Raw genomic sequence first — 15,270 nt, 5'->3', positions numbered from 1 at the left:
AGAATGAACGCTCTTTGAGGTGAGAAAATGGAGCATATTCAAAATTCATTTGCAAAATTAATGGAAAATGAAAACTTTAAAAATAGATATGAAGTACTAAAGGCAGAAGTAATGGCGCATCCGCGTGTGAAAGAATTTATAGACGAACATAAGGGTGAAGTAACGACTTCTATGATTGAGCGCAGTCTTGTGAAGTTATATGAATATATTGGACAAAGTGTAGGTTGCGTGGATTGTCCGGATTTAGGTTCATGTAAAAATATGCTACAAGGTTATGAGCCAAAGCTTGTTATTCAAGGGAAGATGATTGATATTCAATACGATCGCTGCGTTAGAAAAGTAGCGCATGACGAGAGAAAGAAATATGAAAAACTCGTTCAAAGTGTATATATGCCAACGGATATTTTGCAGGCAACTATGGAAAACTTAGACCCTTCTGATTTAAATGCACGTATCGATGCAATTGGTGCAGCGAATGAATTTTTAAGTACATATGAACCAGGTAAAAAAGCACAAGGTTTATATTTGTACGGTAAATTTGGTGTAGGAAAAACGTACCTTTTAGGAGCAATAGCGAACGAGCTTGCTCGAAAGAAAATAAGTTCGATGCTCGTATACTTCCCGGAATTTTTACGTGAAATTAAAAGTTCAATTCAAGATAATTCGATTGGTGAAAAGATTGATGCGGTTAAACGCGTACAAGTTTTAATGTTAGACGATATCGGGGCAGAAGCGATGTCAAGCTTTGTGCGTGACGATGTGCTTGGTGCAATCTTGCAATTCCGTATGTTAGAAAACTTACCGACGTTCTTTACGTCTAATTTTGATTTTAAACAACTGGAACACCATTTAACGTATACGCAGCGTGGTGAGGCTGAAGAAATGAAAGCAGCACGTATTATGGAAAGAATTAAATATTTAGCGAAACCAATTCCAATTGGTGGGAAAAACCGTCGTCATAAGTAAAAGAGTAAGCTTCTCAGCTTGCTCTTTTTTTGTATTATAGTGATATTTTCTTTTCGAATATGAGATCGAAATATTCAGGTTGTCCAGAACTGCCAAACGTAGGGGCAACAATCTGTACGAACCTCCAGCCATCTCTAGCATGTTCTTGAATAATTTCTTGGTAGTCTTCAGCTGGTTTTGAGCGAGTGAACCCCCAATGTAATTCGACTTTTACGAATTTATATTCAAACATTCAGATACCCCCTTTTATTGATAAGTAAAGTATACAATAAAAATTCATAGTAGCTTGTATCATTTTTTTCTCCCTCCCTTAATATATATAAAATTAGCAAGCCATATTGAGTGGATTTTCTAACGATAGGAAATGTGATTCTACTAAGAGTGAAATTCACGCGGGACGGACTCTTATAGGATTTGTAACGTATAGATACAGTCCTTTAGAGCGGGGATAAAAGGGGGGACAAAAGTGATTGAAATTTGCTTCGAAGAAAAAAATGATGCTATGCACGTATATAGACAATTGCTAAAAAGAGCGGAAGTGTTATATAAGGAAACGAGTGTGTATTTACAGGAACAAAAAGTGGTGATTCACATACCAGTACGTGAATCGAATTATATTGAAAAAATCTTATTGCCAGTAATGGTGTATTTCATTGTGAATGTGAAACAAAATGAGTGGATTTATACGATTTTAAAAGAAAAGTTTTTTTATGAAGAACAAGAAGAGTGTCATCAAATATTGCACATGGCACATGAGATTTTAAAGGGAAGAAGAAAAGGTGTAGCTCAGGATTTAACGCGTAACGCATTTGAGTCATATATTAAGTCTTCTTTAAATAATTGGCTTTGTGATCCGCTCTCATTCTCGTTTTCATCATATATCCGTTTTCGTCTTCGTACATATAGGGAAATGGTGGCTAAACTTGCGGAAGTGGCAATTGATGAATATAAGATGGAGCAAGAATACCAAATGTTCATTGAGACGCTTCGGCAACAAGTAAGTAGCCGTAAATCACGTTTGTCTTGCGTGCATCTTATTTTTGATGAAAGCTTTATCTTTTATGATGATAAAGGTAGACGTTTAAAACAGGAGAAGTTGGTCCAATATATAGATGAGGAATTATTAAAGCAAAATGATGTATATATTGATACGAAAGTAATTGCGCCGCTTCTTTCTATTTCGCCTAAAAAGATTTATTTATATACGAAAGAACAAGACCATAATATGATTATTACTTTGCGAAATGTGTTCCAAGAACGGGTCCAATTACATGGATTACATGATTTTGAGCGCAATGTGAAAAATTTAAAAAATAAAGGTAACGCCCTTGATTTTCTAAGTTTTTGAGCATATAATTACCTACATAAATGAAATATATTGAAATGTCATGATGAGGACATGAGTAGTTTTCTACGATTTTCAGAGAGGGAAGCCTTAGGGTGTGAGCTTCCTAGTACGGGATTATTACTTACCACCTCTAAACTTTAGCAGTGAACGGTTTTTCTAGTAATTGCTAACGGACAACACCGTTATGTTGAACTTGAGCAATTAACAATTATGTTAATTGGAACAAGGGTGGAACCACGAATTCAACACTCGTCCCTTTTTACGGGATGAGTGTTTTTTATTTTGAGAAAAAGAGGAGTGACCAGTGATGGCAGATGTAGTTAAAATTACTTTCCCTGATGGAGCTGTGAAGGAGTTTCCAAAAGGCGTAACAACTGAAGAAATCGCAGCTTCTATTAGCCCAGGCTTAAAGAAAAAAGCTGTAGCTGGAAAATTAAACGATGAGATGATCGATCTTGTTACACCAATCGAAGAAGATGGTGCAGTTTCTATCATTACATTAGATTCTGAAGATGGCCTATATATTTTACGCCATTCAACAGCCCACCTTTTAGCACAAGCGTTAAAACGTTTATATAAAGATGTTAAGGTTGAGCTTGGCATTGGTCCAGTAATTGAAAATGGCTTCTACTACGATATTGATATGGAAGAAGCAATTACAGTTGAAGACTTCAAGAAAATCGAAAAAGAAATGCAAAAAATCGTGAACGAGAACTTAGAAATCGTTCGTCATGAAGTACCACGTGCAGAAGCAATTCGTCGCTTTGAAGAAATCGGCGATGAGTTAAAATTAGATTTAATTAACGATCTTCCAGAAGATGCAGTTATTTCAACCTATGAGCAAGGCGAATTTTTCGACCTTTGTCGTGGTGTTCACCTTCCATCTACAGGGAAAATTAAAGTGTTTAAATTATTAAGCGTTGCAGGTGCTTACTGGCGCGGCGATAGCAATAATAAAATGCTACAACGTATTTACGGTACTGCATTCGTTAAGAAAGCAGAATTAGATGAGCACTTACGTATGCTTGAAGAAGCGAAAGAGCGCGATCACCGTAAATTAGGTAAAGAATTAAAACTATTTACTAATAGCCAAAAAGTAGGACAAGGTTTACCACTTTGGTTACCAAAAGGTGCAACAATCCGCCGCATTATCGAGCGTTACATCGTTGATAAAGAAGCAAGCTTAGGCTATGATCACGTATATACTCCAGTACTAGGGAGCAGAGAGCTTTATGAAACTTCTGGTCACTGGAACCACTACCGTGATGGCATGTTCCCATCAATGGAAATGGATAACGAAGAATTAGTTCTTCGTCCAATGAACTGTCCTCATCATATGATGGTTTATAAAAATGATATTCACAGCTACCGTGAATTACCAATCCGTATTGCAGAACTTGGAACAATGCACCGTTATGAAATGTCAGGTGCGTTATCTGGATTACAACGTGTACGCGGAATGACTTTAAACGATGCGCACATTTTCGTTCGTCCAGATCAAATTAAAGAAGAGTTAAAACGTGTTGTAAACTTAACTCTAGAAGTGTACAAAGATTTCGGTTTAGAGAACTACTCATTCCGTCTATCTTACCGCGACCCAGCAGATACTAAAAAGTATTATGCGGATGATGAGATGTGGGAAAAAGCACAAGGTATGTTAAAAGAAGCTATGGATGAAATGGGTCTTGATTACTATGAAGCTGAAGGTGAAGCGGCATTCTACGGTCCAAAACTTGATGTTCAAGTTCGTACTGCTCTTGGAAAAGACGAAACACTTTCAACTGTACAATTAGACTTCTTACTTCCAGAACGCTTTGAATTATCATACGTTGGCGAAGACGGTAAACAACATCGTCCAGTTGTAATTCACCGTGGTGTTGTATCAACTATGGAACGTTTTGTAGCCTTCTTAATTGAAGAATACAAAGGTGCATTCCCAACATGGTTAGCTCCAGTTCAAGTACAAGTAATTCCAGTTTCTCCGCAAGTACATTTAGACTATGCGAAGAAAGTACAAGACGAATTGCGTCGTGCTGGTATCCGTGTTGAATTAGACACTCGTGAAGAGAAGATCGGTTACAAAATCCGTGAAGCACAAATGCAAAAAATTCCGTACATGCTTGTAGTAGGTGACAATGAAGTAACTGAAAACGGCGTAAACGTACGTAAATATGGTGAACAAAAATCAGAAACAATCGCATTAGATGCTTTTGTTGACATGATTAAAGTAGAAGGAAAACGATAAGAAAAAGCCGCGGTATACCGCGGCTTTTTTATGTAATATACTCGAGAGAAATTAGAAAAAATAACCATGTGACACTTATCATAAAAAAGTATTGCAAGTATGTTAGTTGTTTGTTACAATATTTCTTGTTGTTAGTAAAACACATCGCGTCTTCTTGACAGACGTCATGTCCTATGATAAACTCATCAAGGATAATAGAATATTGTTTTGTGGAACAAGTAGAAGCACCCGCTTCTCACCTGATGGACGCATTCGCAGTTAACAGGTAAATGTATTTCTTACTTAAGATTTTACAAGTGTGGGTGTCGTATGCCCGCACTTTTTTTGTTCGGGTTCTATGACTACAAAATATGTTCTGAGAAAACCTTGGAGGTGGCTTACTATTAGCAAGGATATGATGATTAACGAGCAAATTCGTGCACGTGAAGTACGTTTAGTTGGCGCAAATGGCGATCAACTTGGAATCAAGTCTCGTAATGACGCTTTAGACTTAGCTGCAAATCTTAATCTTGATTTAGTATTAGTTGCTCCAAATGCGAAACCGCCAGTATGCCGCATTATGGACTACGGTAAATTCCGCTTTGAGCAACAGAAGAAAGAAAAAGAGCAGCGCAAAAATCAAAAAGTAATTAGCATGAAAGAAGTTCGTTTAAGTCCAACAATTGATGAACACGACTTTAACACAAAACTTCGTAATGCTATCAAGTTTTTAGAGAAAGGCGACAAGGTTAAAGCGTCAATTCGCTTTAAAGGACGTGCCATTACTCATAAAGAAATCGGTCAACGTGTTTTAGATCGCTTCTCAGAAGCTTGTGCTGAAGTTAGTACAGTTGAATCTAAGCCTAAAATGGAAGGACGCAGTATGTTCTTAGTTTTAGCACCGAAAAACGATAAGTAATAGATAGAGGAGGAAATACCTATGCCTAAACAAAAAACTCATCGCGGCGCTGCAAAGCGTTTCAAAAAGACTGGATCAGGTAAACTGAAACGTTCTCACGCTTACACAAGCCATTTATTCGCTAACAAATCTACAAAAGCTAAACGTAAACTACGTAAAGCTGGTGTAGTAAGCGCTGGTGACTTCAAACGCATTCGTCAAATGCTTGACAACTTAAAATAAGTTCGGCTGATATATAGAACAATTAGGAGGTAATATTATGCCAAGAGTAAAAGGTGGTACAGTTACTCGTCAACGTCGTAAAAAAGTAATTAAATTAGCAAAAGGTTACTACGGTTCAAAAAATACATTATTCAAGGTTGCTAACCAACAGGTTATGAAATCTCTAATGTATGCATTCCGTGACCGCCGTCAAAAGAAACGTGACTTCCGTAAATTATGGATTACACGTATCAACGCAGCAGCTCGTATGAATGGTCTTTCTTACAGCCGCTTAATGCACGGTCTTAAAAATGCTGGCATCGAAGTTAACCGCAAGATGCTTGCTGACTTAGCTGTTCATGACGAAAAAGCTTTCGCTGAATTAGCAACAGTTGCAAAAAACAACATTAACTAATTAATTAGTTAAAACCTTAGAAGAATTTTCTTCTAAGGTTTTTTATTTGTATTCAAAGAGAAGTTAGAAGTGAAAAGAAATTCTAAAGATTAACGACTATGTCATTATCAATATGACAAAATCAATATAAAAGTTATAGCAGTATAGAAGAATATACATATGAAGTCAGGAGAATACTCCTGGCTTTTTTTAATTCTGCTCTTTTGGAAAGAAGAGTATCTTTCCTAGCCGAAACGACACTGCTATAATGGAAAGATGATATGGAACTTTCATCAGATGAACAATTTAAGAGCGATGACTGAAACGTATTTGTAAATTAAGGACAAGCTATTTTATAAAGAGGTAGATAGCTGACTTATTCATAAGAACTGAAACATAATAATGAACTTTGAGATGAAACAACATTGTTGCGAAAAATGCGATGTTGGAGGAGGACAATAGAATGGACTTACTACAACTATTTAAATTACAAAAAGAATTAGATGACCGTATTGCAAAAGAACATGACTTACAACCGAAAAAATTGTTAAAAGAAAAAATGTTAGCTCTTCTTGTAGAAATTGGAGAACTTGCAAATGAAACACGTTGTTTTAAATATTGGAGCAACAAACCAGCTTCGGAACGTGAAGTAATATTAGAAGAGTACGTAGATGGTTTGCATTTTATTTTATCAATCGGAATTGATTTAGGTATTGATAAAAACTTCCTATTCTATAAATGTGCACAAACGAATAAAACACAAGTGGAAATTTTCTTAGACACATATGCGAAAGTAATTCGTTTTACAGATCAACCATCTATTACAAACTATATTGAATTATTTACGAGCTATCTTCGACTTGGACAAGCACTTGAATTTGAGCAAGAAGAGATTGAAAAAGCATATTTAGATAAAAATGAAGTAAATCATCAGCGTCAAACACAAGGATACTAATTTAATTTTTGAATATTTCAATTTAATTATTGTATAATAAATTGACTGAAGAAAAAGGAGGGTGTTGGCAATGACAAAATTAGACGCGACATTGACAATGCTAAAAGAATTAACAGATGCACGTGGTATTGCCGGTAACGAGCGTGAACCACGTGAAGTAATGAAGAAATATATCGAGCCGTTTGCGGACGAACTTTCTACTGATAATTTAGGGAGTTTAGTTGCGAAAAAAGTAGGGGAAGAAAACGGTCCGAAAATTATGGTTGCAGGTCATTTAGATGAAGTTGGATTTATGATTACACAAATCGATGACAAAGGTTTCCTTCGCTTCCAAACGGTTGGTGGCTGGTGGTCACAAGTTATGCTTGCGCAGCGCGTGACGATTGTAACGCGTAAAGGAGATGTAACAGGTGTAATTGGTTCAAAACCACCGCACATTTTACCTCCAGAAGCTCGTAAAAAGCCAGTTGAAATTAAAGACATGTTCATCGATATCGGTGCTTCTAGCCAAGAAGAAGCGATGGAGTGGGGCGTACGACCAGGAGATCAAGTTGTACCTTACTTTGAATTCCAAGTGATGAAGAATGAAAAAATGTTACTTGCAAAAGCATGGGATAACCGAATCGGTTGTGCAATTGCAATTGACGTATTAAAACAATTAAAAGATGAAAAGCATCCAAACGTTGTATACGGCGTTGGAACTGTACAAGAAGAAGTTGGTCTTCGTGGCGCAAAAACATCTGCGAATTATATTAAACCAGATATCGCGTTCGCAGTAGATGTTGGTATCGCTGGAGATACACCGGGTGTAACGTCAAAAGAAGCGCAAAGTAAAATGGGCGATGGACCACAAATCATTTTATATGATGCTTCTGTTATTGGACATACAGGTTTACGTGATTTCGTAGTTGATGTTGCTGATGAATTACAAATCCCGTATCAATATGATTCAGTAGCGGGCGGAGGAACGGATGCGGGTGCGATTCACATTGCTGTAAATGGTATTCCTTCTATGGCAATTACAATTGCAACGCGCTATATCCATTCTCATGCGGCAATGTTACACCGTGATGATTATGAAAATGCAGTAAAGTTAATTGTAGAAGTTATTAAACGTCTTGATAAAGAGGCTGTACATAACATTACATTTAATTAATAGAAAAAGCGAAGGAGATTCTCCTTCGCTTTTTTATGTTTTAAAAAGGCCGTTCTAATCCTGCTGCAGTATGAGCGCCTAAAATAATTAAACGAGTTAATTGCATCGCCATAAAATGCGGAGTATATATCATTCCTCTTTTTAACCATGACATAATCATTCCGATGTGAGCCCCTGTCACATAACTAATCAAAATATCACGAGGAACCATAAGATCTTCATCATCTGGTTGTGAAATAGACAAGCTTAATGTTAAATGCACTTGTATTGTTTTCATCATTTTATAAGAGTAGTTTCCGGCAGCTTTATCCCCAAGCATAACGTTATAAAAGTTTACATTTTCTGCGATATGTTCGAATAAAGCCAAAAATGTAGGGTGAGGTGAATCAAATGTAAGTTGAAAATCTTCTTTATTTCTATTTTTCGGTTTAATTACTTCTGCTAGCTTCTCTAACATTTCTTCAATACTTTTGTCTAATAGGTCATATTTATCATGGTAATGGCTATAAAATGTAGCTCGATTTACAGGAGCGCGTTCTGCGATATGTTGCACAGTTACATTTTCAAAGCCTTTTTCGCCTACTAAAGCGACAAAAGCATCCTGAATGAGTTGTCTCGTTCGCTTTACACGTGGATCATTTGTATTTTTAATAGACATTTTTCTTCTCCTCGTTTAATTTTCTATACTTAAACAACATATTGGTATTATATTGTTGTTTAAGCAACATTTCATACGTAAATTGTCGGTTGTAGATTCAAAATAATTATTTATAATTATAAACGATAGTCCTTCAGAAATCAGCACCGCTCGCAGGTAGATAAATTTCGATTTACGCTGCAGATGGTGTGATTTTTTTGTTAAAAGGTTAATATAATTAACAATTAAACAATCTAAACAATAAGGACATAAATAGTTTAGAAAAAAATTATATGCGATATAAGGAGAGGAATGCAATGAATCAGTTTCGAAGAATGGTAATTATCAACATTATCACATTAATTGTACTAGTTGGCGGCGGTATTGGCGGTTATTACTATTACAACCAAACGGAAAATTACTTAAAAACAGACAATGCAAAGATTGATGGGAAGGTAATTCCGGTTGCTTCACCAGTAGCAGGTAAACTAACTGACTGGAAAGCTGAAGTAGGAAAAAATTATAATGAGAACGATAAACTAGGTACTGTTACTGTAGCGGCAGCTAATGGAGAACAAACAGTAGATGTAACAATTCCACAAAATGCAACGGTTGTACAATCAAACGCAACAACAAATGCTTTCGTTGGAGCTGGTAGCCCGATTGCTTACGCATTCGATATGAACAATTTATGGGTAACAGCAAACATTGAAGAAACAGATGTTGATGATGTTCAAAAAGGTCAAGATGTAGATGTGTATGTAGATGCATACCCAGATACAACGTTAACAGGAAAAGTAGAACAAGTTGGCTTAACAACAGCGAATACATTCTCTATGTTGCCATCAAGCAACGCAACAGCGAACTATACGAAAGTAACACAAGTAGTACCAGTTAAAATTTCTTTAGATCATAGCAAATCAGTAAATATTGTTCCTGGCATGAATGTGACAGTTCGTATTCATAAGTAAGGGGGAGATGAGATGTCCTCAATTGTAATTGCAGGATATGCACTATTTTGTATAATCGTCTTCTTCCTTGTAAATCGTCTTTTACGAAAGAAAAAAACGAAAATGGGAGAAGAACAAGTCCCAGCCGTAAGTAAAATAGAAATAAGTAAAGTTGAAACAGAAGAGAAAGAAATTGAACAAAAGCAAGAATCGGAAATTTCTAATGTAGTTGAGTTAGAAACAGGAAAGCAAGAAGAAGTAAAACAAGAAAAAGAAGTGCCGAAAAAACAAATGTCTACGCCTGTAGAGAATGTGAACGTAAAAGCAGTTGTAGCTGTATTAATTCTCGGCATGTTCGTTTCTATTTTAAACCAAACAATTATTAACGTTGCATTACCTCCGTTAATGAATGAATTTAACGTATCAACTTCAACAGCACAATGGTTAATTACAGGCTTCATGCTTGTAAATGGTATTTTAGTACCGATTAGTGCATTTTTAGTTTCACGATTTACGTATCGTAAATTATTCGTAGCAGCAATGTTATTCTTCACGGTAGGATCTATCATTTGTGCTACTTCCGGAAACTTTACGATGATGATGACGGGCCGCGTAATTCAAGCAGTTGGTGCGGGTATTTTAATGCCGGTTGGTATGAATATCTTTATGACATTGTTCCCGCCTCATAAGCGCGGAGCAGCGATGGGGTTACTAGGTGTAGCGATGATTTTAGCTCCAGCTATCGGACCGACTGTAACAGGTTGGGTAATTGAAAATTACAGCTGGAACTTAATGTTCTATGCGATGTTTATTATCGGTTTAATTATTACGTTCCTATCTTTAAAATTCTTTACACTAGCTCAGCCAGTGTCTAAAACAAAATTAGATGTATTTGGTGTTGTTAGTTCAAGTATTGGGCTAGGAAGCTTGCTGTACGGATTTAGTGAGGCTGGAAATAATAGTTGGACTAGTGCAGAAGTTGTTATTTCACTTATCATTGGTGTAATTGGTTTAGCGTTATTTATTTGGAGAGAGTTAACAACGGACAATAAAATGCTTGATTTACAAGTATTTAAATATCCAGTATTTACTTTCACTTTAGTAATTAACGCAATCGTTACGATGGCATTATTCGGAGGTATGTTATTGCTTCCAGTATATCTGCAAAACATTCGTGGCTTTACGCCAATTGAATCTGGTTTACTACTTCTTCCAGGATCATTAATTATGGGGATCATGGGACCAGTAGCGGGTAAATTATTCGATAAATATGGCATTCGTCCATTAGCGATAATTGGATTGGCAATTACGACGTATGCGACATATGAATTTACAAAATTATCGATGGATACACCGTATAGCGTTATTATGACGGATTATATTATACGTTCAATTGGTATGTCATTCATTATGATGCCAATTATGACGGCTGGTATGAACGCGCTGCCGATGAAATTAATTTCTCACGGTACAGCAACGCAAAATACGTCAAGACAAGTAGCGGGTTCAATCGGAACAGCGATTTTAATTACACTTATGACGCAACAAACGACTGCTCACGTAGCAGATTACGGCAACATGTTAACAACATCAAACCCAATTTTAGTTGATAAAATACATGGCATGGGGCAAAGTTTAGCGGCCTTAGCTGGATCAGCTCAAGCAGGAGACGCGATGAGCACACAACTATTATATGGACAAATTTCAAAGCTATCTGCAATTAACGGTATTAACGATGCCTTCTTAATCGCAACGATACTAGCAGGTATCGCTTGGGTGTTATCGTTCTTCTTACCATCAGGCAATAAACCAAATAGAAAAGCAGGGAATTAATTTCCCTGCTTTTTTTGTCTTTTTAAAGAGTAAGATATAAAAGGTAATAACCACTTACAGAGCATAATCCTGTTATAAATAAAATCGTCCCCATAGAACGAATACTCGATATGTGTCTTCCGTTTACTATAGCTAATAGTCCAGCTAAAGAGAAGAGACCCCAATATAAAGTTCCTGAAATTGGAATCATCCCCTCTAAGTCTATTCCATAACCTATACAAATGATAGGAACAACGATAAGAGATATGCTAATTAAACCAGCTATAATAGTAAATGATTTACGACATTTCATACCAGCAATAATTAAAAAAATGCCGACGATGAATTCGCATAACATTAAAGTAAAAGCTAAAATCATCCAAATTAATATTCCGAACATTTCTGTATTACCTCCGATTTGTGGGTTTCGAAAAAAGTTATATAGAATCAATCACCTACAGACATGAGTACCCAGAAGATAACCCCTAATATTCCAATGGTAAAAATAATGAACCCCATATTACGTATACTTTTAATTTTTGCTTGGAATCCACTTATCCCTGCTAATAATCCAGTTAAAGAAAATAGGGTCCAGTAAAGAGCAGTTGGAATGGGGAAGATTGTATCCATATTAATTCCTATACTTAAAAAAACAAAAGGTAGTGTGACAAAGGATAGGCTAAGTAGCCCCATTAAACCAACGAGTAATTTCCGATATTTAATTCCTGTTACTATTAAAAAAATACCACCAGCAATCCCGCATAGTAAGAGAAGTGGCGTGAAAAGCATCCAAATAACACTAAACATATGTAAACTCCTTTATATGAATTAAGTTATATTTTACTACATGAAGTTTATTTTGGATAATATTAATAAATATGTATAAATTGATGGAAATGAGAAGTGATCATACGAATTAATAAAAGAGGTATCGTGAGGATACCTCTTTCTAATTCAAGAATGCCAACATATTATTCATAATATGAAATAACATAGCTGGAATAATGGATTTTGTTTTTTTACATAAAATAGCCATTAATAATCCCATGAAGAAAGTAATGACCATTACGCCAAGTGAGTATGTATGAGCGATACCGAAGAAGAAGCTTGTTATAATCGCTGCAATCCAAAATGGAAAGCGTTCTGAGAAAAAGCGAAGTATAAAGCCACGGAAAATAAGCTCTTCAAAAATTGGTGTGAGTATTGCAAAGCCGAGAAGTAATAATATTTGATACTGCTTAAAGACATCTAAGTTTAGTGCGGAAGATTGCTGCTTTGTAGCGTCTTGGAACACATAATTTAACAAGATGTAATTGAGTAAAATGTTTATAGCGAAGAAAAGAAGTAAGTATACGTATGTACGCCATTCTCTCAGTGCTTTAAAGTTAAATGATTGTAGTAGTAATTTTTTTGCGGGTTCGAATTTAAAAATGAAGAATAACAACACGGCTAGCTGTAATACAATACTTGCAGTATTTACGATAGATTCATACAGGGCAATTTGTTTTTTATCTGTAAGACCGGCTGTATAAATTGTTAAGGGCATTGCGAGGAACACAGTAATAAGTCCGGTTCCGAAAAAAGCGAATACAACGGAGCTAATAAATTGTCCCCATGACATAGAGTATTTCTGTTCATTAGAAAGTTGTGTAGCGGGTTGCATATGTAGAATCACCTCTTTATATTTGTATATTTAATTATAAGGCATTTTGTTTTCAGGCGTAATATTTAAATATTACATATAAAGGTGTATTTTCCATAAAATAATAAAAGAGGTATCACCCTGTAGTGATGCCTCTTTCTCATTGATAACTATGTTCTGTCTTGTTATTCAATTTTGCTTGCTCTATTTGCAATTCACGCTCTACCAATCGATCTAATTGCTGAATTGCTTTAAGTGCTTTTTCATAAGAAATTGTTCGATAATGATGCGCTCCGCCCGGTTCTTCATCTGCTTCGTCTGCCCATTTAATAATATTTTGAAGAGATGTTCTTTCAATTTCTTGTTCCACTAAGAAAGAATCTGTATGAAGAAGAATTGCAATAGAAATTTCTTTTGCTAGTTTTGGATGTTCTCCTAATCTAATAAGTAATTTATGTGCTCTTTCAGCACCTTTAATTGCATGGATATCATTCTTTTTATATAAGTCATAATCCCATTCGCCGCCTGTGTACCACGTATGATGTCCGATATCATGAAGGAAGCCAGCTTTTGTGGCAGCATCGACTGAGGCGTGATGCTTTTTGGCTAGGTGAAACGCATGGTAAGCGACAGCAATCGCGTGGACCATTCCAGAACGGTTTACGTATTTTTGTGTAATGTGGTGTTTAAAAATTTGTTCAAGCGTAATACGGTGCATAAAACATTCACTCCTTTTATCTTATGGTGTATATGAAGAAAAATCGATCGGTTTAAATGTATTTTGAACATTGTACTCCATCATAGTTCGTTAGTAAAGTAGAAATGTTTAGGAGAAGAAAAAATTTTCCCGAAAAAAAATCACCTTAGCTTATGCAAAGGTGATTTTCAAATTGCTTATTTTTTTAATCCTTGCTCTAGTGTTTCTAACATTTCGTGCTTTTCATTTTCATCAGCGTTTTTCCAAATGACTTCAAATAAAACGCCAAGACCTGGAAGCATTTTTTCTTCACCGCTTTGAATTGCATCGACGATTGTTTCTTGTAATTGATCTTGTGAATTTCCAGATACATTCGCTAATACAGCACCGCGTAAATTAAAACTCATTGCTTTCACCTCTTCTTCAGAATTGAAACTGACGTTAGTTTTTGTTCTTTTTTATGTAAATATGTATGAAAAATAGGCTATAATGATAAGACAAGAAGAGAGGGAAATACATATTATGAAAAACATTGATTCAGTACAAAATCCGCGTGTAAAGCAGTGGAAAAAGCTGCAAACGAAAAAAGAACGCGATAAAAAAGGTTTATTTTTTGTAGAAGGATTCCACTTAGTCGAGGAAGCTTTGAAGGCAGGAATTGTAACAGAACTTATCGTTTCAGATCAGACAGACCTTCCGAAAGATTGGACAGTTAATGATGTGGAAATGTATATTGTACCTGAGGCGATTGTCAAAATACTTCGTGAAACAGAAACGACACAAGGTGTATTTGCTGTTTGTGAGAAGCATGAGAAAGAAGTAGCTCTTACTGATGGGAAATTCCTTTTATTAGATGGCCTGCAAGACCCAGGTAATTTAGGAACAATTATTCGTACAGCTGATGCAGCTGGTATTCACGCCGTTGTGCTTGGAGAAGGTTGTGTTGATGTTTACAATAGTAAAGTACTCCGCTCTACACAAGGCTCTATTTTCCACTTACCAATTGTAAAAGGGAACTTAGAAGAATGGGTAGACAAGTTAAAAGAAAACAACGTTCCTGTATATGGAACAGCTCTTGAAAATGGAGTTCCGTATGGTGAAGTAACGCCGGCTGGCAGTTTTGCATTAATTGTAGGAAATGAAGGAAATGGCGTACGCCAAGAAATTCTTGCAAAAACGGATCAAAACTTGTATATTCCGATTTACGGCGGGGCAGAATCATTAAATGTTGCGGTTGCAGCAGGGATTTTAACGTATTATTTGCAAAGCCCGGTTGCGAACAAATAAAAAACTTCTTATAATAAGTTGAAGTACATTATATTAAAAGTTAAATAACGAAAAACGTTGATAGAGAAGAGTAACTTACAAA

The 15,270-nt window shown here is 35.9% G+C and carries 18 protein-coding genes and 3 other annotated features (1 of these 21 cut by a window edge); of the genes, 11 read left to right on the top strand and 7 right to left on the bottom strand.

Annotated elements, in window-relative coordinates; genetic code table 11:
• Positions 1 to 27: 27 nt before the first annotated feature.
• Positions 28 to 966: a primosomal protein DnaI gene (dnaI, locus tag HFD78_RS08585; protein WP_000400104.1), complete on the top strand. Its 939-nt coding sequence runs from the start codon at positions 28 to 30 to the stop codon at positions 964 to 966.
• Between the two features lie 34 nt (positions 967 to 1,000).
• Here dnaI and HFD78_RS08580 read toward each other — a convergent pair whose 3' ends face one another.
• Complete coding sequence (locus HFD78_RS08580; RefSeq protein ID WP_000464456.1) at positions 1,001 to 1,198, bottom strand: DUF4177 domain-containing protein; 198 nt, start codon at positions 1,196 to 1,198, stop codon at positions 1,001 to 1,003.
• A 234-nt stretch (positions 1,199 to 1,432) separates the two neighbouring features.
• Between HFD78_RS08580 and ytxC the strand changes: the two genes are divergently transcribed.
• The 7 genes from ytxC to HFD78_RS08545 all read left to right on the top strand — a co-directional run bounded on the left by ytxC (position 1,433) and on the right by HFD78_RS08545 (position 8,163).
• Positions 1,433 to 2,314, top strand: coding sequence for a putative sporulation protein YtxC (gene ytxC, locus HFD78_RS08575; protein ID WP_000569629.1), 882 nt, complete (start codon positions 1,433 to 1,435; stop codon positions 2,312 to 2,314).
• 31 nt (positions 2,315 to 2,345) lie between these two features.
• Positions 2,346 to 2,574, top strand: a binding site (T-box leader).
• Positions 2,575 to 2,621: 47 nt separating this feature from the next.
• On the top strand, positions 2,622 to 4,559 hold the full coding sequence (thrS, locus tag HFD78_RS08570; protein WP_098005925.1) for a threonine--tRNA ligase: 1,938 nt from the start codon (positions 2,622 to 2,624) through the stop codon (positions 4,557 to 4,559).
• Positions 4,560 to 4,769: 210 nt separating this feature from the next.
• Positions 4,770 to 4,890 (top strand) — a sequence feature (ribosomal protein L20 leader region).
• 63 nt (positions 4,891 to 4,953) lie between these two features.
• A complete protein-coding gene (gene infC / locus HFD78_RS08565; protein WP_000973215.1) occupies positions 4,954 to 5,457 on the top strand; it encodes a translation initiation factor IF-3 in 504 nt (167 codons plus the stop codon).
• Between the two features lie 21 nt (positions 5,458 to 5,478).
• Positions 5,479 to 5,679, top strand: a complete 201-nt coding sequence (rpmI, locus tag HFD78_RS08560) for a 50S ribosomal protein L35 (protein ID WP_001125945.1) — start codon at positions 5,479 to 5,481, stop codon at positions 5,677 to 5,679.
• A 37-nt stretch (positions 5,680 to 5,716) separates the two neighbouring features.
• Positions 5,717 to 6,073: a 50S ribosomal protein L20 gene (rplT, locus tag HFD78_RS08555; protein WP_001138362.1), complete on the top strand. Its 357-nt coding sequence runs from the start codon at positions 5,717 to 5,719 to the stop codon at positions 6,071 to 6,073.
• A 442-nt stretch (positions 6,074 to 6,515) separates the two neighbouring features.
• Entirely contained in the window at positions 6,516 to 7,007 is a 492-nt protein-coding gene (locus HFD78_RS08550; protein ID WP_000365050.1) for a dUTP diphosphatase, read from the top strand.
• 70 nt (positions 7,008 to 7,077) lie between these two features.
• Positions 7,078 to 8,163 (top strand): M42 family metallopeptidase, encoded by a 1,086-nt coding sequence (locus HFD78_RS08545; protein ID WP_000163555.1) that lies wholly within the window; start codon positions 7,078 to 7,080, stop codon positions 8,161 to 8,163.
• 40 nt (positions 8,164 to 8,203) lie between these two features.
• On the opposite strand, the gene HFD78_RS08540 is transcribed toward HFD78_RS08545, so the two are convergent.
• Positions 8,204 to 8,821 carry a TetR/AcrR family transcriptional regulator gene (locus HFD78_RS08540; protein WP_000023661.1) on the bottom strand — a complete coding sequence of 206 codons (618 nt, stop codon included), beginning with the start codon at positions 8,819 to 8,821 and terminating at the stop codon, positions 8,204 to 8,206.
• A 296-nt stretch (positions 8,822 to 9,117) separates the two neighbouring features.
• On the opposite strand from HFD78_RS08540, the gene HFD78_RS08535 reads away from it, so the two are divergent.
• Positions 9,118 to 9,771: an HlyD family secretion protein gene (locus HFD78_RS08535; protein WP_001071419.1), complete on the top strand. Its 654-nt coding sequence runs from the start codon at positions 9,118 to 9,120 to the stop codon at positions 9,769 to 9,771.
• A gap of 12 nt (positions 9,772 to 9,783) precedes the next feature.
• Positions 9,784 to 11,583: a DHA2 family efflux MFS transporter permease subunit gene (locus HFD78_RS08530; RefSeq protein ID WP_000095268.1), complete on the top strand. Its 1,800-nt coding sequence runs from the start codon at positions 9,784 to 9,786 to the stop codon at positions 11,581 to 11,583.
• Between the two features lie 22 nt (positions 11,584 to 11,605).
• On the opposite strand, the gene HFD78_RS08525 is transcribed toward HFD78_RS08530, so the two are convergent.
• The 5 genes from HFD78_RS08525 to sspI all read right to left on the bottom strand — a co-directional run bounded on the left by HFD78_RS08525 (position 11,606) and on the right by sspI (position 14,308).
• Entirely contained in the window at positions 11,606 to 11,962 is a 357-nt protein-coding gene (locus HFD78_RS08525) for a hypothetical protein (RefSeq protein ID WP_002062504.1), read from the bottom strand.
• A gap of 47 nt (positions 11,963 to 12,009) precedes the next feature.
• Positions 12,010 to 12,369 carry a hypothetical protein gene (locus tag HFD78_RS08520; RefSeq protein WP_000493175.1) on the bottom strand — a complete coding sequence of 120 codons (360 nt, stop codon included), beginning with the start codon at positions 12,367 to 12,369 and terminating at the stop codon, positions 12,010 to 12,012.
• Between the two features lie 142 nt (positions 12,370 to 12,511).
• Complete coding sequence (locus HFD78_RS08515; RefSeq protein ID WP_001182123.1) at positions 12,512 to 13,225, bottom strand: CPBP family intramembrane glutamic endopeptidase; 714 nt, start codon at positions 13,223 to 13,225, stop codon at positions 12,512 to 12,514.
• Between the two features lie 139 nt (positions 13,226 to 13,364).
• A complete protein-coding gene (locus tag HFD78_RS08510; RefSeq protein WP_000554786.1) occupies positions 13,365 to 13,922 on the bottom strand; it encodes an HD domain-containing protein in 558 nt (185 codons plus the stop codon).
• Between the two features lie 176 nt (positions 13,923 to 14,098).
• Positions 14,099 to 14,308, bottom strand: a complete 210-nt coding sequence (gene sspI / locus HFD78_RS08505) for a small acid-soluble spore protein SspI (RefSeq protein WP_000009509.1) — start codon at positions 14,306 to 14,308, stop codon at positions 14,099 to 14,101.
• An 82-nt stretch (positions 14,309 to 14,390) separates the two neighbouring features.
• On the opposite strand from sspI, the gene HFD78_RS08500 reads away from it, so the two are divergent.
• On the top strand, positions 14,391 to 15,188 hold the full coding sequence (locus tag HFD78_RS08500; RefSeq protein WP_001986644.1) for a TrmH family RNA methyltransferase: 798 nt from the start codon (positions 14,391 to 14,393) through the stop codon (positions 15,186 to 15,188).
• A gap of 48 nt (positions 15,189 to 15,236) precedes the next feature.
• Positions 15,237 to 15,270: a binding site (T-box leader), on the top strand; it runs 195 nt beyond the window's last position.

Origin of the sequence: Bacillus sp. EKM501B (genome assembly GCF_011800505.1) — a bacterium.
In the GTDB taxonomy this organism is placed as follows: Bacteria; Bacillota; Bacilli; order Bacillales; family Bacillaceae_G; genus Bacillus_A; species Bacillus_A cereus.
The sequence above is the reverse complement of the archived record's forward strand: the minus strand, read 5'-3'. Positions and strand labels throughout refer to the sequence as shown.